The sequence below is a fragment of the Leeuwenhoekiella sp. MAR_2009_132 genome (assembly GCF_000687915.1).
Lineage (GTDB): Bacteria > Bacteroidota > Bacteroidia > Flavobacteriales > Flavobacteriaceae > Leeuwenhoekiella.
In genome coordinates, this window is record NZ_JHZY01000002.1 from 917,073 (window position 1) to 939,043 (window position 21,971).

Here is a 21,971-nt window from a genome sequence, read left to right on the forward strand (position 1 = left end):
TTAGTTTTAATTAAATAAAAAAGGGTGTCTATTATAAAAATTGACACCCTTGAAAAATTCCCATTACGGGTAATTAATGCTGAAAATTATTCACCGGGATATGCAAAAATTGTTTCGTCAACTTCAGGGTTTACGATGATTTCGCTCATTTCAAAAGGTTGTCCTGCCTGGCTCATGGCAAAAGGAAAGTATAGACCTTCTACTTCCTGATAATCGCTCATTACGATATTTACATCTTGTCCCATTTGAGAAGTCTCGATTACAATAGGAACAAAATTTTCTGTATCAAAATAGTAATAGCTTATACTTGGAGTTTCTACACCATTAACCATTACCGGCTCTTGTGTAATTTTTACTTTGTAAGTTTCTGCACCTTCTTTAGTTTCGGTACCTACATATTCTACAGCATAACCATTCTCTTTATAGTTAAGTAGTGGAGAAGGAAAATCATTCTTATTAAGTGCCATATTCTGGGTCATTTCTTCAGAAGACTTTTCTGGTTTCATAGACATAAAATTTGTGGTCCAAAGATTTGTACCATCATACGCCATTTGCGTTATTTTCTGACCATTAAACTCAATTACCACGGCTTGTTTACCATCTTTAGTGTTGTACACGGTTACCGGAATAGACATCCCACCTTGATTGACTGTAGCAGACATCTTAGTGGCATTTACTTCAGCCCAGGCTTCAGCACCACCGGTGTTTTCTACATAGTTCGCAATAATTTCTTCTGCAGTTTGTGCAGAAACCGTATTTACAATTAGCACAAGTGCTAGCGTAAAAAGAGATTTAAATACTTTCATAATACTGTAATTAGTTTTTTTGCTTTATCGTTAGACAATAAGTGCGCCATTATGTTACACAGATAATATCTAAAAATAGAAATTTATTTATAATGATTTGTTTTAATAAATACTTGTCTTGTTTTAAATATGGGATTTATATATTTAAAGCATAGCTGTATAAAGGGATAAATTTTTATACGCCTATACTTAAAACATCACTATGCAATTCGGTAAGGTAGAAAATCCTGAACATATTGACTTCACATTGCCAGCAGATCATCCGGATACTGAGGTTTTACTAAAAATGAAAGCCGTTTCAAAAAAGGCTGTACTCTATGTAGGATGTGCAAAATGGAACAAGCAGGAATTAAAGAACTTCTATCCTAAGGGAATACGTGATGAATTGGATTATTATTCGCGTCAATTTAATTCTATTGAGTTAAATGCGACGTTTTTAAGGCTTTTTCCGAAAGAGCAGTTTGAAAAATGGTATGCGCAAGTTCCGGCAGATTTTCGGTTTTTTCCTAAAATCACGAGAAACATAAGTCATTTAAAACGACTTGTTGATGTTTCTGAATTGATCCCTGAATATCTTGAGCACACTTTATTATTAAAAGAAAAGCTAGGTTGCATTTTTTTACAGATGCATAATAATTTTCAGCCTAAAAACTGGGATAGAGTAGGACAATTTATAGATTCCTGGCCAGGTGAAGTACCTTTAGCTATAGAGTTTAGGCATACAGACTGGTTTAGCGAACCTACAGTTTCTAAAAAGTTATATCGTCTTCTTGAAGAGAATAATATCTCTAATATACTGGTTGATACAGCAGGGCAACGTGATATTATGCATATGCGTTTAACAACTAACGAGGCATTCATTCGTTTTGTAGCGACTAATCATCCCTGTGATTATTATAGGCTTGATGCCTGGATAGATCGTTTAGAACATTGGCTTAAAATAGGTTTGTATCGAATAAATTTTTTTATTCATCAAAATCATGAAAAAGATTCTCCTTTACTCGCAACATATTTTATTAAAGAAATGAATAATAGACTTGGTTTTGACCTAACTATTCCCAATCAATATAAAAATAACCCTACTCTAGATTTATGAAAAAATTAATTGTTATCGCCGGCGTGTCTGGATCTGGCAAAACTACAATAGGCTTACTTTTAAGCGAAAAATTAAATATTCCTTTTAAGGATGCAGATGATTATCACCCACAGGCTAATGTAGATAAAATGAAAAGTGGTGTGCCACTTAATGACGACGATCGTAAGCCCTGGTTAGAAATTTTAGATCAGAAATTACAGGAGTGGGATGATAAGGAAGGAGCAATCCTTGCGTGTTCTGCATTAAAAGAATCCTACAGGAAAATTTTAGCAAAGCACGTAGATCTTTTCTGGGTATTTCTGGACGGCTCTTTTGAAGTATTAAAGTCTAGATTAGATGATCGTAAAGATCATTTTTTCGATCCATTATTATTACAATCGCAGTTAGATACGCTTGAAAGTCCAGACTATGGTATACACGTTTCAATAAATCAAACGGTAGAAGAAATTGTAGATGAAATACTCAAGAAATTAGATTTTTAAGTTATGGATTATCAATTACTATTTGCGGTAGTGTTTGGAGTTGCCTTACTGCTAGTTCTCATTTTAAGGCTAAAACTGCAGGCGTTTCTCGCATTATTAATTGTTTGTGTTTTTGTAGGTTCGTTTAGTGGTTTAGCGCCTGATTTTATTTTAGATGCGATCACTAAGGGAATGGGTGGCACGTTAGGATTTGTAGCTACTGTGGTAGGTTTAGGTTCGCTGTTTGGAGCTGTATTAGAACATTCTGGCGGTGCAAAGCAAATAGCACATTATCTCATACAAAAATTCGGAATAAAAAAAGCTCCCTGGTCAATTATGCTTACCGGGTTTCTAGTAGCGATACCGGTATTCTTTGATGTTGCTTTTATAATCCTCATACCTTTAATTTACGCCCTGCAGCGTAAAACTAAAAAATCACTGTTATTGTATGCATTGCCCTTGTTAAGCGGTCTCGCAGTAACCCACGCTTTTATACCCCCTACACCTGGGCCTATTGCAGTGGCAGATATATTGAATGCAAATTTAGGTTGGGTAATTGTTTTTGGATTTATTACAGGTATTCCCACTGCTGCTGTTGCGGGACCATTTTTCGCTAGATACATTTCAAAAAAAATACATATAGAAGCCCCTTATGAATCTTTAGAAGATGAAGATTCTAGTATTAATTTACCACCTACAGGGTTGGTTTTATCTATAATTTTTCTTCCTATAGTATTAATTGTAATCAATACCTTGATAAATAGCCCTTTAGCAGCTAACTGGAATCTTCCTGAGCAGGTATTATTTATTTCAACATTACTAGGTCATCCTTTTACCGCTTTAATTTTAGCAAACTTAATAGCGTGGTATTTTTTGGGAGTTCGTCGTAATGTAAGTAAAGATGAACTTCTAACGATTTCTACAAAAGCACTTTATCCCGCCGGAGTCATCATATTACTTACGGGAGCCGGTGGTGCGTTTAAGCAAATACTTATAGATACGGGTGCGGGATTAATGATTGCCGAATCATTAACGAGTGATTATTTTCCTCCCGTAATATTTGGGTTTATTATAGCCGCTATCGTACGTATTATGCAAGGTTCATCTACAGTAGCGATGATTACAGCGGCCGGTATTACAGCACCATTGTTAGGTATATCTAATTATAGCGAAATGCAATTAGCAATTCTTGTAATAGCAATAGCGGCCGGAGCATCTGTATTTTCACATGTAAATGATAGTGGGTTTTGGCTTGTAAAACAATACCTAGGATTATCTGAAAAGCAAACTTTTAAAACCTGGTCAATATTAACAACCCTTATTGCTTTTATGGGATTATTTGTATCTACGGTACTCTGGTATTTAGTTTAATTCTTGGGATCTGTATTTGAAGATTTAGATTCTTGTAAATCGGGTTGCTTTTGAGATTGTTCAATACGTAATGGGGAGTCTTTAGCAGCACCGTAAAGTTTAATTTCCTGAATATCTGCAGGCATATAGTAACCATTTTTTTCAAGAGCTTCTTTCACCGTACGCACAACATTTCCTTTGGTTATTAATGCCATACGACGAAAATCTTTTGTGTCTACCCAGAAAAACACTTTTAAATTTACCGTACTGGTAGCTAATTCATCTTCAATTACAAAATTCTCGTGCTCTTCATCTTCGATAACATTGGGTTCACGTTTTAGCGTTTCTAATATCACTTGCTTTGCACCATCAATAGTATCTTCATAAGCAATCCCAATAATAAAACTCCATCTGTAAAAGCCATCTTCGGTATAATTAGTTACCGGTGTAGTCAATACATCACTATTAGGTATGTAAACATCTTTACCATCAAAGGTTTTTAGTTTTGTGTATCTAAATTCAAGGGCTTTTACCTTTCCGAAGTTATTACCTATCTCTACAGTATCGTTAACGTTAAAAGGGCGATTAAAGGCCAGAATGATACCTGCTATAAAGTTTTCACCTATATCTTTAAAAGCAAACCCAAGTACTACGGCACTGGCTCCTGCAGCTGTTAAAATACCTGTAGCTATACCACCAAGACCCGCTGCTCTTAGGGCGAGCATAATTGCGATAATGAAAAACGTAATTTTGATTGCCTTACCTAAAAAGCGACTCATAAGAGGATCTGCAGTTTTTGCAGAAATACGTCTTCTCGCAAAATTACCAATCCAGGCACCTAAGAGTAATCCCAGAATAATTATTAAAACCCCCCAGGCAATACCCGGCAACTGATTTATAAAATTGTTATAATAATTAATAAAAGCATCAGATACCGTTTGTAAATCCTGAATTAAGAGTAATATCATAACAATTTCTAGTATTTATAACGTTAATTTTCTTTACGGGTATCTTTTTGGCCAGCTTCTTTTTTTATAATATCAAGAGCTCTTTTTAATTGATTTTCTGATGGTGGTTCAGGCACTTGCTCCTGAGCAATTTCTGATTCTAAACTCAATTTTGCATACGACGGAAAGTGATCAGAATTTATATCTTCACCCCTTTGAACATCAATAACTCTAAAATGTTCTGAAACAAATATATGGTCTAGAGGCCACCTCATAATTTGACTTTTTGCACTAAAGGTATTAAACAACCCACGGCCAATGCGAAGATCTAACAACTCACTAACATTTTTAAAAAGAGCCGTTGATTCTGACCAGGCGACATCATTAAAATCACCAATAACTAGCACAGGTAGTTTTGAATCTCTGCTTTTAAATGCAGTTTTCATCATCTCAGCATCACGATCTGTAGACATGGGGTTATGCTGGGGCATAGGCGGTGTAGGATGAATCGCAAATAACTGTATGGTATCTCCTGAAGCCAATTTAACCTTACTATCTATTGATGGAATACTGTCGTCTATAAGAAAATGAACTTCAGGATTTATTAATGGAATTTTAGAATAGAGGAGCATTCCGTAAGTATTATCAATAGGAGCTCCCTTGTAAAATTTATATTTTTTTGAAAGTGAAGGATCTACAAATCTGTGCCATTCTGTATTTGCTTCAAGAAGTAAAAGAATATCAGGGTTTTTTGCAGCAACCTCTTTTAAAAGCGATTGTTTGTCCTCATTTTTCTGAAGGACATTAGCTACCAAGATACTCAATTGTTTATTAGGATTATTTTGCTCACTTGTATTTACTTCAAATTGAGCTAATGGTGTATAGGGATATATTTTTGAGATTTGATATACAAAACATGCAATCATAACACTCATAAAAACATAGTCTTTAACCCATTTTATATCAAACTTTAAAAGATAAGCTAATATTGCTGTAGCCGTTAAAATGGTAAGCTGCGTATGTGGAAAATCAAAAACCCGAATCCACCAATAATCAGCAGCTATAAGTGGAACTAAAGTGAGCAATATAGCTATCGCTCCAAAAATGTGGAGAATATTTTTAAATCTCATAAATGATTGGTTAGTTGACCTGCAACCTACCTATTTTAGAGATTTCTATGCGTTAAGAAATTGGTAATATCTCGCGACGAAGGTTCTTCAAATATCTCAAGGTCAAAATATTTTACTGCAGCTATAATATGGTCAAAAATATCTGCCTGTATGTGCTCATAATTTTCCCAGCGTTTATCGTGACTAAAACAAAAAATTTCTAAAGGAATACCTTGAGAAGTAGGAGCGAGGTGCCTTACCATAAGAAAGAGATCTTTATTTATTGCAGGATTCTCATATAAATACGCATCTATATACTTTCTAAAAACACCAAGATTTGTTTGGTTAAGACCATTTATAGGTAGGCTGTCATCTACCTCGTGACGTCGGTTTGTGCGTATTACCTCTTTCTCCATATGTTCTATATAAGGAGCGACAAGCTGAATTTTTTTTAGTTGTACCAGATCTTCAGAAGTAAGAAAGCGTACAGAATTTTGTTTGATAAAAACCGATCGTTTGATACGTCTTCCGCCACTTTCCTGCATTCCTCTCCAGTTTTGAAACGAATCTGAAATAAGACTGTAAGTAGGAATCGTAGTGTAGGTCATATCCCAATTCTGAACACGTACCGTAGCAAGATTGATTTCGGTTACATTACCATCTGCACCGTATTTACTAAAGGTAATCCAGTCTCCTATACGCACGATATCATTAATAGATACTTGTATTGAGGCTACAAAACCAAGTATTGTATCTTTAAATATTAATAGTAAAACTGCAGATGCGGCTCCTAATTGGAGCACAAAATTCATTGCATTTTTGTCAAATAATTCAAGAATAAAAAAGAAAATCCCAATTCCCCATAAAAAGAGCATGGTTACTTGTAAGTAACTTTGTAATGGCTTGTCAAAATACTGCTCTTTAGTCTGAAAATAATTTCGGGCGGTACGCAGAAGGCTACGTATGATTTTTAAAATTAGAAGTATTACATAGGTATTAAAGGCCTTTAAAAGCCAATAGGTAGTATCAGGATAATCCTTTAATAACTCTAAGAAAAACCATCTAAAAACTAATAGCGGTATTATATGACCTATGTACCGCGGAAAGTTGGTTAAGATTAGAAAATCATCAAACGAACTTTTCGTTTTATTACTGAAGATTTTAAAGACTTCTATTATAAATCTTTTCAGAATCTTATCTACCAGGGTAAGTACAAGAATAAATATAAAAGCATTTATAAAAATCGTCACCAATTCTGCATATACCGGTGAAACGCCGAAATCTATAATATTTCTGGAAAAATCTTTTAAATAGCTATCTAGTCTGTAAGCCATAGTCTGGGTTTGAACGAGCAAAAGTAGTGATTAACTGCAAAGATCAAGGTTAATGATAAACCAACTTTTTAATTTGTTTTTTAGGCAATTTAAAAGAGAATTTTAGAATAAGACATAAAACCAGAAACAGCCCTAAATTAGGGCTGTTTCTGGTTTTATATAATTTTGCTTTACTGTTTTATTTCATATTAATAACAGAAACCTTTTTAGCAAATTCTACATTATCACGGGTGATAACTTTAATGATATAAATGCCGTCACTCCAGTTACCAGACGGAATTACAATTTTAGATTTTGAACCTTCGTTTAGTTTTGAAACTAAAAGTTTTCCAGAGATATCAAATACATTAATTTCTTTTAAATCTGTTTCTAAAGGGTTTAAAACTGTTAATTCAGCGCGATTGTTATTTTGGTAAACAGCGAATGATTTTTTTACTTCTTCTGCTACTTCTAAAGTTGCTGCTTTTGCATCTTTAAAAACAATCTCAAATCTTTCTTTGTACGTACCCTGAGGTAATTTAATCTCATAGGGTCTGTTTAAAATATCATGGTATTCATCTGTTTCCTTGTCGTGCAGGAAAATGCTTTCGTCTGGCACAAAATTAAGTTCTAAAACCTGCATTTTAAAAGTATTAGTCTCTTTGTTTCCAGATATTTTTAAAGGTAAGACAGCATCTATATCATAAGGAAAGAGATTGATGATAACATCTCTAGGAGATTTTTCTACAATAAAACTAACATCAGAAGGTAAAGCATTTACATTGTCGCCATCACCTGCGATATCAAATCCCATGGTAGCATCATCATAAAGTACTCCACTTATTTTTCTATAATATGTGTCATTAATATGTGTAGTAATTCTAAATTTTGGCATAACCAATAAACCTTCCTCATCATAAGTTAATTGATTTGGCTTTAATGAAGCAGTCGACTTTTCAGAAGATTTTTTAGACACTTTCTTAGGTTCATATTTGCTTTTGAATTGAGAGTTTGCACTTTGAGATTCCTTAATAAAATATCTAAATTCATTTTTAGCAGTTACCACTCCGTTTGCAATTGCCTCAACAAAAAATCCCTGGCCTACAGGAGCCCAGTATCTTGGTATATTTTCTCCCTCTAGACCGGTAGGCACAGGGTCCATAACATAAACAACGTTACCATCACTATCAAAAACTACATTACCATCAGTGTCACGTTCTGGGAAAAATGGATAAGGATTACCATCAGGGTCATTTATAGGCCCCCCGTTTTCCACTGTGTTAGGCCGCTCAGTTAAAACTCGCTCTCCATCATTGTCATAGGTTATAAAAACAGCCGGAGAGTATTCTCCTGCAGAATTACAAGCTAATAAAGGCGAAAAGGTGCCATAGCCACCTTGATAATCTTGTATGTAATGTGATTTTACATTAGGGTCTGATTCCCAAAAGTATGCAAGACCAGTAATTGAATTATTTACAGCCGTGGGTGCTGTTGCCGGATCAAAAGTACCTATACAGTCTGCCAACATAGCACTACTAGCGCCAGAATTAGATAATAAGTAAAAACTCAAGTTCATAGCAGAAGGATAAGGGTTTCCAACAAGAGATAAATTACTTGCTACTACGTCAACATTTATGGTACCATTGTTTGGGCGACCTCTAAAATCTATAGGTACAATTCCTGAAGGGCTTGTACCATTACCCAGTCCTTTCATAGTAAATCCTTCGCCCGCACGAGTAGGGTTAGTTGAAGAAACCTTGCTCCAACTACCATAACCATTACTTGCGACAAATTTGTATAACCAATAGGAGGATAAGCTAAAATCATTAATACTAGCTACACTACTATTATAATTTGTTGTGAATATAACTTCTGAAGCCCCTAAAGGATCTGATGCGTCAGTTTGATAAAGACCTCCATTATTATCACCGCCCATATAAAAATCAACATTGCCTGTATTTCCGTTACCAGAGGCTGATTTTGTAGGATCGCCCACAGGAGAAGTCCAGTAGTGGTAATCCCATAAATTTCTTGTATTAGTTTGTAGCAAGGAGATAACCCCATTTCCTGCATTTGGGCTAGCATCATTACCTTGTATTAATTGCCCTTCATCTCGCATATATAAATTACCGCCATCTTGAATAGGAGATCCTTCTAACTGAATATTTTGAGTTACATAGATAATTTCACCCTTGTTGTAAACATAGGATGAAGCCGTGTTATCACCTATATATAATTGACCCGAAGCCAAAATGGGTAACATCAAAAAGAAAAAATAAGAGTATAGTTTTCCCATAATAGAATATTTTTGTAAATATATGAAAATTAAGATATCTACAATACACTTAAAAGATATTTTTGCGCTTTTAAACGATTGCTTTTCAACGGTTTTATGAAAATAAATTTAAAGATAGGACAACGTATTTCCCTTATAGATGATAATTTATCTGGTGTTGTTACAAAAATAGTGGCTGATGAGATTTATTTCAGTACAGATGATGGTTTTGAACTTTCAGCGAACAGATCTCAGGTTATTAAGGATGAGGCTTTTGATGTTGCTATCCCGGAAGACATAGAATTATTATTAACCGAGAAAGAAAAAGTATATCAAAACAGGAAAATTCCTACTAAAAAATTAAAAGGGATTGTCCCTCCTATGGAAGTTGATTTGCACATACATCAACTTACATCTTCAGAGCGTGGGCTTAGTGCTCACGATAAACTCAATCTACAAATAGATACGGCAAGACATAAATTAGAGTTTGCCATAAGAAAACGTATTCAACGTATCGTTTTTATACACGGTGTGGGTGAGGGGGTGTTACGTGCCGAGCTTGAATATCTTTTTTCAAGATATGATAACATCAAGTTTTACGATGCTAATTACCAACAATACGGTTTAGGTGCAACCGAGGTTTATATTTTTCAGAATTAATGGCATTAAAATTTAATTAGAAAATACTGGAGTTATAGTTATTGTTTGATTGGGAGCACTATATTCACCAAAGAATAAATTCTGTTGACGTATAGTTTCTTCACAGTTATCTTTAATAAAAACAGCGTTAGTAATATTTATAGTTAGTGTAATCGTTTCTAAATAATAAGTGTGAATTCTATAAGAATTCACGTTATAATCTACAGCTACATTATTATTTAAATAATCCTGACCTATAGAAATATCTGTAGTGTCATTGTTTGGGTTTAAATCTTGATCTTTATCTTCATTTATCGTGAGAACTCCATCACCATCATCATCATTATCTATAAAATTAGGTCTGCCATCACCATCGGTGTCTAAAGAGGCTTCATAATTTATAGATCCATCTGTATTTAGAACGACACCCTCCTGATTTGTAGGCACGTTATCACCATCATCATCAAAGTCGTAAATATTAGGAATTCCATCACCATCAAGATCTTCAGTAAGATTGCCTTCTGCATCTTCTAAAAGTATTTCAAATTCGGCATCTATGCCATCACGATCATTATAATCTCCCTGAGTTACTATTGTAAGGGTTCCTTCATCACTTATATATTGTTCGTTAACTGTAGGGGTGGCAGGCGGTATTTTAGAGCAAAAATAGTCTGCGTCAACGGCTCCATTGTAAATTCGATAGGAAATAAATGAATCTGCACTGCTTCCCAAATTATAAGTGTAAGCACCACTGCTGTTAGGAGCTTCTAATATGGGGTCACTGGTACTTAATGTAAATGCTAAAGACTCGTTAGTATCGCTATTTATTTTATAAAAAATATAATTTGTAATTGCAGTATCGTTGTTATCTAGAGTAACTGTACTACAATAATTAATAGCTAAATCTGTAAAATCAAATGAAGTAACAATAAGATCTCCGTCATCACAAGATTCAAAAAATAAAACAGAGCATACTAAAAATAGGTACTTCTTCATAACAAAATCACTTTAGCGCAAAAATAGGAGAATTGCACATTACTAACGGTTGTAGGTGGTAAATAATTTTATTGTGGTTAATTTTGCAGTCTCTAAAACATACGAATGACTCAAGTTTATTTTGATAATGCTGCCACAACAGCTATACGTCCCGAAGTAATTACGCGCATGATGCAGGTAATGAGTGAGATACCGGGAAATCCTTCTTCAACTCATGCAGTAGGCCGTAAAGCTAAAACAGTAATTGAGCAGGCGCGTAAAACCATCGCCGCCTACTTAAATGTTACTCCAGCCGAAATTATTTTTACTTCAGGCGGTACAGAGGCAGATAATCTGATCATAAATAGTGCTGTTCGGGATTTAGAGGTGAGGCATATCATAACAAGCCCTATAGAGCACCACGCAGTTTTGCACGTAGTAGAACATTTACAATTAGCATATGATATAAAAATATCTATGGTGGCTATTAAAGACTGCGGAAGCGTAGATTTAAGTCATCTTGAAGAGTTGTTAGCTTCAAATTCTGAAAAAACGCTTATAAGTCTGATGCATATTAATAATGAGATAGGCAATATGCTCGACTTAAATGCTGTTTGTGCTCTTGCTAAAAAATACAGCGCACTTTTTCATAGTGACATGGTGCAGTCTGTGGGACATTTTGATTTAAACCTTAGTGAAGTTCCGGTAGATTTTATAGCTGCTGCTGCGCATAAGTTTCACGGACCCAAAGGCGTTGGTTTTGCTTATTTACGTAAAAACAGCAAAATTCGGCCGCTTATTTTTGGAGGAGGGCAGGAGCGCGGTAGTCGCGCAGGAACTGAACCTGTGCACAATATAGCAGGTATGGAAGAAGCACTTATTCTAGCGCAATCTAATCTTGTCGCAGAGCGGAAACATATAGAAGACATTAAATGGTATTTTAAAGAGCAATTACAAGCGCACATACCTGGGGTTCATTTTAATGGAAATTGTCATGACGGAACAAAAAGCACATATACCTTGCTAAATGTGTGTTTACCCGTTCCTGCTGATAAAGCTTTAATGCTTTTATTTCAACTCGATTTAAAGGGGATTGCGTGTTCAAAAGGAAGTGCCTGTCAAAGCGGAAGCGATCAGGGAAGCCACGTTTTAAATGCATTTTTATCTAAAGATAAATTAGATAAGCCTTCTATTCGGTTTTCATTTTCACACGAGAATACTAAAGAAGAAGTTGATTATGTAATTGAGACGTTAAAACAGTTTATTGCTTAATTAAAAGCGTGCACTCAGGCGTACGTTAAATACTCTGGGCGAAAGATAATTAGGGACAGCGTATTGTTGTTGAGACGCGGCATCGCGCACAAATGTATTGGTGATGCTGTTTTGGCGATCAAAAATATTGAAGATTTCAATTCCAATATTTAATTCTTCAATTATAGATTTTTCAGCTTTTAATGATTCTCGAGTTAGTATCGAGTACGCAAACCCTACATCTGACCTGAAATAAAATGGTAAACGTGTCTGGTAATCATAGGTATCAACATAGGAAGGAGAGCCACCAGGCAGGCCGCTTTGATATACCATTTTTATATAAAGTTTTAAATCTGGTATTGTAGGTACATAATCTTGAAACAAGACTCCTAATTTTAAACGTTGGTCTGTAGGTCTTGCTTTATAACCTCTATTATTTATGTTTTCTTCAGTTTTTAAAATTCCAAGACTAATCCAGCTGTCTGTACCCGGTACAAACTCACCAGAAAGTCTAAAGTCAACTCCATATGCATATGCTTTTGCATCATTAGCTGCCTTATAACGTATTCTAACGTTCTCTAATGTATAGGAATTAACGTTAGATAAATCTTTATAATACACTTCGCTGATTAATTTAAATGGTCGTTCCCACAGCTTAAAGCTCCAGTCAATTGCGGCTACAAAATGAATACTTTTTTGTGCTTTTACATTAGGTAGTACTGTACCCTGAGCATTTCGCAATTCTCTATAAAATGGGGGTTGGTAATAAATCCCCGAGGCAATTCTAAAAACCATATCGGCTCTCCAGTTTGGTTTAAGGCTAAATTGTGCTCTTGGGCTAATTACGTGTTGGGTATTTGAAGTAAGATTTGTACCGCTAACATTCCACACTTGAGAGCGTAATCCTAAATTATACCAGGCTTTTGTAGTATTCAGTTCTAAACGTTTACTGTATTGTACAAAGGCAGAAATGCGATTTATTTGAGCGTCATTTTGAGCGCGTACAGTCGTAAAAGCTTCTAATGGTGCATCAAAGGGTGTATAGGGTTGCTGGTTTTGAATACGATCTAAAGGTGGTCGTAAAGAAAATCCGGCAGAATCTACGATTTCATACTCCTGAACCCGATCGCGAATGGATTCGTGAGCAAATTTTAATCCCCAGTCTAATTGATTTGTACCTTTTGAAAACTGTCCCTTATGCTGAATATTAACAATTAAAGCATCAAGATTATTACGAGCATGGGTAAGTTGAGACCCTATGGCTTCAGTAAAATCAACTTCACCGGTATCGTTTCCACCTATATTGGAGTTCGGACTTCCTAATGCATATTGGGCAAATATGTCGTAATATTCCTGTTCTTTCGTATGATAAGCAGCACTTATAATCTTTAAATTTAAATTTTCAGTGGGTTTATAAGTTGCAGTGAGGGCTCCAAAATACGTCTCATACCGGTCAGATTCCTGCCCTTCATAATCTATAATTAAGGCAATAGGATTTGCTAAGGTGCCAAAATTAGTTTGTCTCGTAAAGGGTTTATAATCATAACGGTTTACAGCTAGATTTCCCAAAAATGCTAGTTCAAACTTAGGGTTAAACGTATAGATAAGGTTGCTTTGAAGATCTGTAAATCTTGGTTTGTAATTGGTTTCAGTCTGCTTAGCATCTACCAGTAAACTATTGTCTCTGTATCGCGCACCTACTAAGGCTGTAAATTTCTTATTTATACTTAGTCCTTCGGCGGAAAGACTAACACCTAATAAGCTTAAATCTGCTGAAGCCGCAAATTCTACCGGCCGTCTGTAGGTTATATCGAGTACAGACGAAAGTTTATCACCATACTTAGCCTGAAACCCTCCGGCACTAAAACTTACATCGCGCACAAGATCACTATTTACAATACTCAAACCTTCTTGCTGGCCAGAGCGTATAAGAAATGGTCTGTAGACTTCAATATCATTAATATAAATTAGATTTTCGTCATAATTACCACCGCGTACAGCATATTGCGTGCTCAGTTCATTATTGGCGCTAACTCCCGGTAGAATCTTGAGTAAATTTTCTACTCCGGGATTTGCTCCCGGTATTTTTCTAACAGTTTCGGGATTTAAATTCACGATACCTTCTATGCGATTCTGATTCTCTGCAGAAATTATAACCGTATTTATTTGTTGAATACGTGTACTTAAAACAGGGTTAAACTCAAGGAGTTCATCGAGTTTAAGTGAGAATGAAGCTGTGGTAGTTTTAAATCCCACATACGAAAACTTGATTTCTACTATAGAATTTGCCGGTATTTCTAAATAATAATAACCCGTATCATCTGTTTGTGTACCCAGATTATCGCTACTAATATTTACACCAGATAATGGTTTATTAGATTCATCAAATACAATCCCACTTAGTGCGGAACTTTGGGCATTTAATACCGAAAAATTTCCAAGGCTAACAAGAACTATAATTAAAGAAAGTATTTTCAAAAGCTCTATTTTCTAAAGAATGTGGTCTTAAATGTAGTACTATTTCCTACATTATCTGTTACAATAAGCTGAAGTTGGTTTTCTCCGGAAACACTTATACCATCATCAAAATTATAGGTTAGTAAGTTTTTCTTATACTCATATTCAAGCAATATAAAGTTACCGTTAATGGTAGCTCTGTAACTCTTTATGCCAGTATCCTCGTCAGTTATTTTAAAATTTAGCGTTTTATAATCTGAAATCCATTTACCATCTGTAAGGTCTATAGCTTCAATTTTGGGTGGTTTAGTGTCTAAGCCAAGTTTAAAATCGCCTAATGCATTTACGCTTGCAGATATGTGATCACCTTCTAAGGTAGCTCCTTCATAACGCAATAGTCCTCTGTAATTAACTCTTCCTATATATAATCGTTCTCGATCACCGGGCTGAAATGCAGAAACATTGTAACTCAATTTAATATATTTCTGAACCGGTATTAAATCCTGATCAAGATGCAGTGCGTCTGTATTTGCAGAAACATCTAAATAATAATCATCATAAAACGAACCTTCAGGAATAAACAAATCCCAATCACCTACTTTGAAGTTTTGATTTGCATCTGCCTGTACAAAATACGGAGTGACTTTTTTTACAGTTGGGGATAAAATAGGTTCTTTAGCAATAGTTATAGGTACAACAACTACAGTTTCATTACCCTTAATATCCGATACTTTTATAGTATAAATTCCGCTGGTGCCGTCTTGATTAAGTTGAAGTACACCTTTATTTTTTTCATACTTAAAAATGCTCAGCGGATTGTTACGCTCTATAAACAATTTTTGAACCCGATCCCGTTTCTCTTCAAAATAGGAGTAATCAATCATTCGGTTTATGTAGCGTGTTTCTGCAAACGAAAATTTATCCATTTCCAGATTTAATAATATTTCACCATTTAAACTGGTTTCAATTTTGTAGATACCATTATTGTTATTAGCAGCATCCTGCATATCTACCGTTCCTACAGCAAAACCTATAGCACCATAAGCTGTAAGGTTTTCACTTAAATATGTTCCATCAGGTTGCTTTGTAATGGTTAGTTTTTGACGTGCTTGCGATTGATTTACAGCGCTACTGTCTGAGAGTGTATACACAAGCAGGTCGTTTATAATGGGAGCTCTATGGTCTGCGACTTCTATTCCAAAAAGTTGGGCATTCATAGGTCGTTCATTTTTATCCCGTATTTCAAAATGAACGTGAGGGCCACCGCTACCGCCGGTGTTTCCGCTGTAAGCGACTAATTGACCTTGTGTGACAGCTAATTCATTTGGAGCCGGAAAAAGTTCAATCTCGTAGCTTTCGGCTTCATATTGTTTTGCTTTTACGTATGCCTCTAAATCAGGAGAAAATTTATCAAGATGACCATAAACGGTTGTATAGCCATTAGGGTGGTCTATATAGAGCGCCTTACCATACCCATAATGCGAAATTTTAATACGACTCACAAAACCCGAAGCGCTGGCGACTACATCAAGACCGGTACGCTGTTGTGTTTTAATATCAAGCCCACTATGAAAGTGATTACTGCGCAGTTCACCAAAACTACCTGCAAGAACGGTGGTGATACGCAACGGTGGTATAAAATCTTTTTTAGGAATATCTGATTGGCCGTTTACAAGAAGAGTACAACTTGTAAAAAGAGTAATAAGTAGTTTTTTCATAGAATCGCTAAGATAAAAAAAATGGTAATCATCGCACATTTGTAGGGAGCCAAGAACTTGATTATTTTTTAGTGTAATATGTCTTTTTTAAATTGAAAATATTATAAAAAGCTTCGCTTAAAATTTAAATAATAAATATTTTCAGAACTCTTTGATAGTTAATGTGGTTAAGATTAAATTATTGTAGCGTTACAATGACTTGTTTAAAAATAAAATAGAATGTATTGCGATATTAACCATCGAATGTTAACTTTGTGTGACTAAGCATTGTTAAAATAAGGTTATGAGTGAAATGTTGGAGCGTATAGATGCGTTGCAAAATGTAATTAGCAAACTAGTGCATCGTTATCAGAAACTTCAACGTGAAAACGAGGTCTTACAGACCGCAAATCATAATTTGAAGCAAGAGCAGGAAGAGCTGGTAACTTTACTAAGTAATTGGGAAGCTAAATACAGTACACTTAAAACTGCAAATGCAATGCTGGGCAGTAACGAATACAAACGGGAAACCAAGCTAAAAATAAATACTATGATGCGTGAGATTGATGCGTGTATTGCTCAATTAGCAGATTAGTTTAGGATATGTCTGATCATTTAAAAATAAAATTGTCTATTGCAGACCGGGTATATCCGCTAACTATAAAACCTCAGCAGGAAGAAGGATTGCGTAAAGCAGCGAAAGAGATTGAGGAAATGATTAAGAAATTTGAGCAAAGTTATGCCGTTAGAGATAAGCAAGATGTATTAGCGATGTGCGCTTTGCAATTTGCGTCTAAAACAATACAAAGGGATATTGAGGGAAGTGGTGAGAGTGCCGAAGCAATACAACAACTGCGAGACCTCGAGTTACTGGTTAAAAGCCAGTTGTCCTAACGTTCTTTAAAATAGAAATTTACTGCCTACATTGGTTATTTTTTTTGGTAAACTCAACACTATATTCTTTAAAAAGGATGAGTCTGAGTTGTAAAAGCGCGCCGTCTTTGAACGGATTCTTGATCAGCTCGTTAGTCCTATGATTTATTTAAGGAGTTTACGCAAAACCCGATCAATGTAGGCTTTTTTTATATATACACTAACTAAATGGGAAATACTGTACTTATAATCGTAGGCGTCATCTTAATCGCTGGCACACTGGGATTTTTACTGGCAAAATTGCTAGAAAAGAATAACGCATCGCAAATCGTAAGCAATGCAAAAAAAGAAGCCGCTAATATTATTAAAGAAGCAAAAAGCGAGGGAGAATCAATTAAGAAAGATAAAATTCTTCAGGCAAAAGAAAAATTTATTGAGCTTAAATCAGAACACGAGAAAGTTATTCTTTCTAGAGACAAGAAAATTAATGAAGCTGAGAAACGTACCCGTGATAAAGAATCGCAGGTAAGTAGCGAAATAGCTAAAAACAAAAAGCTTAATAAAGAAATTGAAGAGAAAGTTAAAGACTATGATGAGCGTTTAGAATATGTTGAAAAACGCCAGGTAGAGATTGATAAAATGCATTTTAATAAAGTGCAACAACTCGAAGTAATTTCTGGGCTCTCTGCAGAGGAGGCAAGGCAACAATTGGTTGAGTCTTTAAAAGATCAGGCAAAAAGTGATGCTATGGCGTACATACAAACCGCTATGGAAGAAGCAAAACTTACCGCTGAGCAAGATGCTAAGAAAGTTATTATTAATACCATTCAGCGTATAGGTACAGAAGAAGCAGTAGAAAATTGTGTATCTGTATTTAATCTTGAAAGTGATGATGTAAAAGGTAGAATTATAGGTCGTGAAGGTCGAAACATTAGAGCTATAGAAGCTGCTACCGGTGTTGAGATTATCGTAGATGATACGCCCGAAGCTATTATTTTATCTTGTTTTGATAGTGTACGTAGAGAGATTGCGCGTCTGTCATTACATAAACTGGTAACTGACGGACGAATTCACCCGGCTCGTATTGAAGAAGTTGTTCAAAAGACAACTAAGCAGATAGAGCAGGAAATTGTTGACATAGGTAAGCGTACCGTAATAGATTTAGGAATTCACGGCTTGCACCCAGAACTTATTAAAGCTGTAGGTCGTATGAAGTATCGTTCTTCTTATGGTCAAAATCTACTTCAACACAGTAGGGAAGTGGCAAAACTTTGTGCAACTATGGCAGCAGAGTTAGGCGTTAATCCTAAACTTGCTAAACGTGCAGGTCTTTTACATGATATAGGTAAAGTGCCAGATACAGAAAGCGAATTACCGCACGCTTTATTAGGTATGGAGTGGGCTGAAAAATATGGAGAGAAACCAGATGTTTGTAATGCTATAGGAGCTCACCACGACGAGATCGAGATGAAAACTCTATTAGCTCCTATTGTTCAGGTTTGCGATGCAATTAGCGGTGCAAGACCAGGTGCGAGAAGACAAGTATTAGATTCTTATATACAACGTTTAAAAGATCTTGAGGACATTGCATTCGGTTTTCAGGGGGTTAAGAAGGCATACGCTATCCAGGCGGGTAGAGAGTTGCGTGTGATTGTAGAAAGTGACAAGGTTAATGATGAGAAAGCATCTTCATTATCTTTTGAAATTTCTCAAAAAATACAAACAGATATGACCTATCCGGGTCAGGTTAAAATAACAGTTATTAGAGAAACCAGAGCGGTGAATATCGCGAAGTAGTAACTACATAGAGATATTATAACTAAGAAAGCCGGCACTGCCGGCTTTTTTAGTATTAAAAAGTTTTAAAGGAAAGTTGAATTTTAAGCTAAAAAAAACAGAAGCGCTAGCTTCTGTTTTTTTTATTATAAGGATGTTAATTATTCTTCCGTACTGCTTGAAGATTCATCCATAGAGTGATACACATTTTGTACGTCTTCATCTTCTTCAATTTTCTCAAGAAGTTTTTCAACATCTTCAGCCTCTTCAGGAGTAAGCTCTTTAGTTACTTGAGGAATGCGTTCAAAGCCACTAGATAATATCTCGTGACCTGCTCCTTCTAAGTAATTCTGAATTGCTCCAAAACTCTCAAAAGGACCGTAAATTAAAATTCCGTCTTCGTCTTCAAAAACTTCCTCTGCCCCAAAATCAATCAATTCTAATTCTAATTCTTCAGGATCTAAGCCTTCCGCGGGAATTCTAAAGTTACAAGTATGATCAAACATAAATTCAACTGAACCTGAAGTACCTAAATTTCCGTTACATTTATTAAAATAAGACCTAATATTTGCTACGGTACGGTTATTATTATCTGTAGCGGTCTCAATTAAGATTGCGATACCGTGCGGTGCATACCCCTCAAATAAGACTTCTTTAAAATCACCAAGACTTTTATCACTAGCACGCTTAATAGCACGTTCTACATTGTCTTTAGGCATGTTAACGCTTTTCGCGTTTTGAATAACAGCACGTAAGCGAGAGTTAGAATCAGGATCTGGGCCGCCTTCTTTAACAGCCATTACAATATCTTTACCAATACGCGTAAATGCTTTTGACATTGCGCTCCAGCGCTTCATTTTACGTGCCTTTCTAAACTCAAATGCTCTTCCCATAGTTTATTTTTTAACGGGTGTAAATTTAACAAAATTCAACATTAAGAATGTGCGTTTTTTAGATTAAATATTACCCTTAAAAAAGTGAATTATTTATGTTTTAACCTCCTATTATTTCTTCAATTGTATGTGCTAATTTAAAATCTTTAGCTGTCACACCATTGGCATCATGAGTAGAAAGACTTATGTTTAGCGTATTGTACACATTGGTCCAATCTGGGTGATGTTGTTGTAGTTCTGCTTCAAAAGCAATACGAGTCATTGTTGCAAATGCCTCTTTGAAGTTTTCAAATTCTAAAGACGTATGAATGGCGTTTTCTTTAAATTCCCATCCAGCTAAATCTTGTAATTGCTCTAGTATTGCAGCTTCTTCTAGTTTTTTCATCATTTTAGTTTTAGAATATGAATATAATAATAGGTTTAATGCCAGAATAAGGCTTAACCCAAGATTAACGTTTACAGGAATACCAGTTGTTTACTTACCAAAAGATATCCTGTACCTTTGTATAAACTGAATTTATGACAAATATGGAAATACGAGAGCTAGAACCCAAAGCGATATGGAAAAATTTTGCAAACCTTAATGCTGTACCCAGACCTTCTAAACAAGAAGAGCAGGTAATTGCTTTTATGAAAGCTTTTGGCGAGGGGTTGAATCTAGAAACTTTTGTAGATGAAGTAGGTAATGTGATTATTAGAAAACCTGCTACTCAAGGTCTCGAAGACCGAAAGATGGTTGTTTTACAATCCCATCTGGATATGGTACATCAGAAAAATAATGCAACTGAATTTGATTTTGCCACTCAGGGGATTAAAATGAAAGTTGAAGGTGACTGGGTGAAAGCAGAAGGTACGACCCTGGGAGCCGATAATGGATTGGGCGTTGCAACTATAATGGCGCTTTTAGAAAGCGATGCGATACCACACCCTGCTTTAGAAGCTTTATTTACTATAGATGAAGAGACCGGTATGACCGGAGCAATGGGATTAAAAGGAGGTGTTTTAAAAGGAGATATCTTATTAAATTTAGATACCGAAGAGGATGATGAAATAGGAGTGGGCTGTGCAGGGGGTGTAGATATTACTGCAACTCGTTCGTACAATCTAGAAGATGTTGAAGAAGGTAAAACAGGTTTTAAATTAACCGTAAACGGACTCCAGGGTGGTCATTCTGGAATGGAAATCATAAAGGGATTAGGTAACGCTAATAAATTTATGAATAGATTTTTGCTTGACGGTTTTGAAAATTATGGTTTACGTATTGAAGAAATAACTGGCGGTGGTTTGCGTAATGCAATACCCAGAGAGAGTGTATCAAAATTCTGTATCGACAGCATACATAGTGAAGCATTTAAAAGTGATATAGCAGAATTTGCTGAAATACTTAAAGAAGAGTACAAGACTTTAGAGCCCAATTTACAAGTTGAATTAGAAGAGATTGCTTTGCCTAAAAAGGTTATGAGTCTGGGAGTTCAGGAAGGCTTCTTAAAAGCGATACAGGCTGCCTGGAATGGTGTATATCGTATGAGTCCAGATATTGAAAACCTGGTTGAAACTTCAAATAATGTGGCACGTGTAAGCGTTAAAGATGGTCAAATTGAAGTATTATGTCTTACACGATCATCTGTAGAATCGTCACGTACAGATCTCGCTAATACACTTAGAAGTGTTTTTGAATTAATAGGTTGTGAAGTGGTGACTTCTGGAGAGTATCCCGGTTGGAAACCTAATATGGATAGTCCTATTCTCAAAGTACTAGTAGATAAATATAAAAAGATAAATAACGAAGAACCTCACGTAGCAGCTTGTCATGCAGGTTTAGAATGTGGTATCCTTGGTCAAAACTACCCAGATATGGATATGATTTCTTTTGGGCCTACAATTCGTGGAGCGCACTCTCCAGATGAGCGCGTAAGTATAGCTTCAGTTCAAAAGTTTTGGATTTTTATTCAGGATATATTAAAAGATATTCCGGTGAAATAATAACACTAATTAAATGGTAGTATAAAAAAAAGGAGATGCGCGAGCATCTCCTTTTTTATTTATACTATTA

Annotated in this window: 19 protein-coding genes and 1 other RNA gene; 10 read left to right on the forward strand and 10 right to left on the reverse strand. The window is 35.5% G+C overall.

The features are described 5' to 3' along the window. Positions 1–86: 86 nt before the first annotated feature. Positions 87–806 (reverse strand): hypothetical protein, encoded by a 720-nt coding sequence (locus P164_RS03940; protein WP_028375172.1) that lies wholly within the window; start codon positions 804–806, stop codon positions 87–89. 202 nt (positions 807–1,008) lie between these two features. Between P164_RS03940 and P164_RS03945 the strand changes: the two genes are divergently transcribed. The 3 genes from P164_RS03945 to P164_RS03955 are packed head-to-tail and all read left to right on the forward strand — an operon-like array spanning position 1,009 to position 3,734. Further along, complete coding sequence (locus P164_RS03945; RefSeq protein ID WP_028375173.1) at positions 1,009–1,902, forward strand: DUF72 domain-containing protein; 894 nt, start codon at positions 1,009–1,011, stop codon at positions 1,900–1,902. Further along, positions 1,899–2,384 (forward strand): gluconokinase, encoded by a 486-nt coding sequence (locus P164_RS03950; RefSeq protein WP_028375174.1) that lies wholly within the window; start codon positions 1,899–1,901, stop codon positions 2,382–2,384. The genes P164_RS03945 and P164_RS03950 overlap by 4 nt, the downstream gene beginning before the upstream one ends. Positions 2,385–2,387: 3 nt before the next feature. Beyond that, positions 2,388–3,734, forward strand: a complete 1,347-nt coding sequence (locus P164_RS03955) for a GntP family permease (RefSeq protein ID WP_028375175.1) — start codon at positions 2,388–2,390, stop codon at positions 3,732–3,734. On the opposite strand, the gene P164_RS03960 is transcribed toward P164_RS03955, so the two are convergent. The 4 genes from P164_RS03960 to P164_RS03975 form a co-directional block, all read right to left on the reverse strand. Continuing rightward, positions 3,731–4,681 carry a mechanosensitive ion channel family protein gene (locus P164_RS03960; RefSeq protein WP_035899327.1) on the reverse strand — a complete coding sequence of 317 codons (951 nt, stop codon included), beginning with the start codon at positions 4,679–4,681 and terminating at the stop codon, positions 3,731–3,733. The genes P164_RS03955 and P164_RS03960 overlap by 4 nt on opposite strands. A gap of 23 nt (positions 4,682–4,704) precedes the next feature. Beyond that, positions 4,705–5,790: an endonuclease/exonuclease/phosphatase family protein gene (locus tag P164_RS03965; RefSeq protein ID WP_028375177.1), complete on the reverse strand. Its 1,086-nt coding sequence runs from the start codon at positions 5,788–5,790 to the stop codon at positions 4,705–4,707. A gap of 35 nt (positions 5,791–5,825) precedes the next feature. Continuing rightward, positions 5,826–7,103, reverse strand: coding sequence for a mechanosensitive ion channel family protein (locus P164_RS03970; protein WP_028375178.1), 1,278 nt, complete (start codon positions 7,101–7,103; stop codon positions 5,826–5,828). A gap of 178 nt (positions 7,104–7,281) precedes the next feature. Continuing rightward, entirely contained in the window at positions 7,282–9,378 is a 2,097-nt protein-coding gene (locus tag P164_RS03975) for a T9SS type A sorting domain-containing protein (RefSeq protein WP_028375179.1), read from the reverse strand. Positions 9,379–9,474: 96 nt separating this feature from the next. Here P164_RS03975 and P164_RS03980 point away from each other — a divergent pair, with 96 nt between their 5' ends. Next, entirely contained in the window at positions 9,475–10,017 is a 543-nt protein-coding gene (locus tag P164_RS03980; RefSeq protein WP_028375180.1) for a Smr/MutS family protein, read from the forward strand. A 12-nt stretch (positions 10,018–10,029) separates the two neighbouring features. On the opposite strand, the gene P164_RS03985 is transcribed toward P164_RS03980, so the two are convergent. Further along, positions 10,030–10,992, reverse strand: a complete 963-nt coding sequence (locus P164_RS03985; protein ID WP_028375181.1) for a hypothetical protein — start codon at positions 10,990–10,992, stop codon at positions 10,030–10,032. A 105-nt stretch (positions 10,993–11,097) separates the two neighbouring features. Here P164_RS03985 and P164_RS03990 point away from each other — a divergent pair, with 105 nt between their 5' ends. After that, the gene (locus tag P164_RS03990) at positions 11,098–12,243 is read left to right on the forward strand and encodes a cysteine desulfurase family protein (RefSeq protein WP_028375182.1); all 1,146 of its coding nucleotides are present in this window, start codon (positions 11,098–11,100) and stop codon (positions 12,241–12,243) included. Here P164_RS03990 and P164_RS03995 read toward each other — a convergent pair whose 3' ends face one another. Continuing rightward, complete coding sequence (locus tag P164_RS03995) at positions 12,244–14,700, reverse strand: carboxypeptidase-like regulatory domain-containing protein (RefSeq protein ID WP_028375183.1); 2,457 nt, start codon at positions 14,698–14,700, stop codon at positions 12,244–12,246. A 5-nt stretch (positions 14,701–14,705) separates the two neighbouring features. After that, positions 14,706–16,397, reverse strand: coding sequence for a M23 family metallopeptidase (locus P164_RS04000; protein WP_028375184.1), 1,692 nt, complete (start codon positions 16,395–16,397; stop codon positions 14,706–14,708). A gap of 283 nt (positions 16,398–16,680) precedes the next feature. Between P164_RS04000 and P164_RS04005 the strand changes: the two genes are divergently transcribed. From P164_RS04005 to rny, 4 genes are all read left to right on the forward strand, one after another. After that, a complete protein-coding gene (locus P164_RS04005) occupies positions 16,681–16,971 on the forward strand; it encodes a hypothetical protein (RefSeq protein ID WP_028375185.1) in 291 nt (96 codons plus the stop codon). Between the two features lie 8 nt (positions 16,972–16,979). Continuing rightward, on the forward strand, positions 16,980–17,270 hold the full coding sequence (locus P164_RS04010) for a cell division protein ZapA (protein WP_028375186.1): 291 nt from the start codon (positions 16,980–16,982) through the stop codon (positions 17,268–17,270). Between the two features lie 51 nt (positions 17,271–17,321). After that, positions 17,322–17,429, forward strand: a non-coding RNA gene (gene ssrS / locus P164_RS04015) — 6S RNA. A gap of 48 nt (positions 17,430–17,477) precedes the next feature. Beyond that, a complete protein-coding gene (rny, locus tag P164_RS04020; protein WP_028375187.1) occupies positions 17,478–19,046 on the forward strand; it encodes a ribonuclease Y in 1,569 nt (522 codons plus the stop codon). Positions 19,047–19,186: 140 nt separating this feature from the next. On the opposite strand, the gene P164_RS04025 is transcribed toward rny, so the two are convergent. Together P164_RS04025 and P164_RS04030 are read right to left on the reverse strand one after the other, a co-directional pair. Continuing rightward, complete coding sequence (locus P164_RS04025) at positions 19,187–19,918, reverse strand: YebC/PmpR family DNA-binding transcriptional regulator (RefSeq protein ID WP_028375188.1); 732 nt, start codon at positions 19,916–19,918, stop codon at positions 19,187–19,189. Positions 19,919–20,018: 100 nt separating this feature from the next. After that, on the reverse strand, positions 20,019–20,303 hold the full coding sequence (locus P164_RS04030) for a 4a-hydroxytetrahydrobiopterin dehydratase (RefSeq protein ID WP_028375189.1): 285 nt from the start codon (positions 20,301–20,303) through the stop codon (positions 20,019–20,021). Positions 20,304–20,437: 134 nt separating this feature from the next. Here P164_RS04030 and P164_RS04035 point away from each other — a divergent pair, with 134 nt between their 5' ends. Then, the gene (locus P164_RS04035) at positions 20,438–21,901 is read left to right on the forward strand and encodes an aminoacyl-histidine dipeptidase (RefSeq protein ID WP_028375190.1); all 1,464 of its coding nucleotides are present in this window, start codon (positions 20,438–20,440) and stop codon (positions 21,899–21,901) included. The last annotated feature ends 70 nt before the right edge of the window (positions 21,902–21,971 follow it).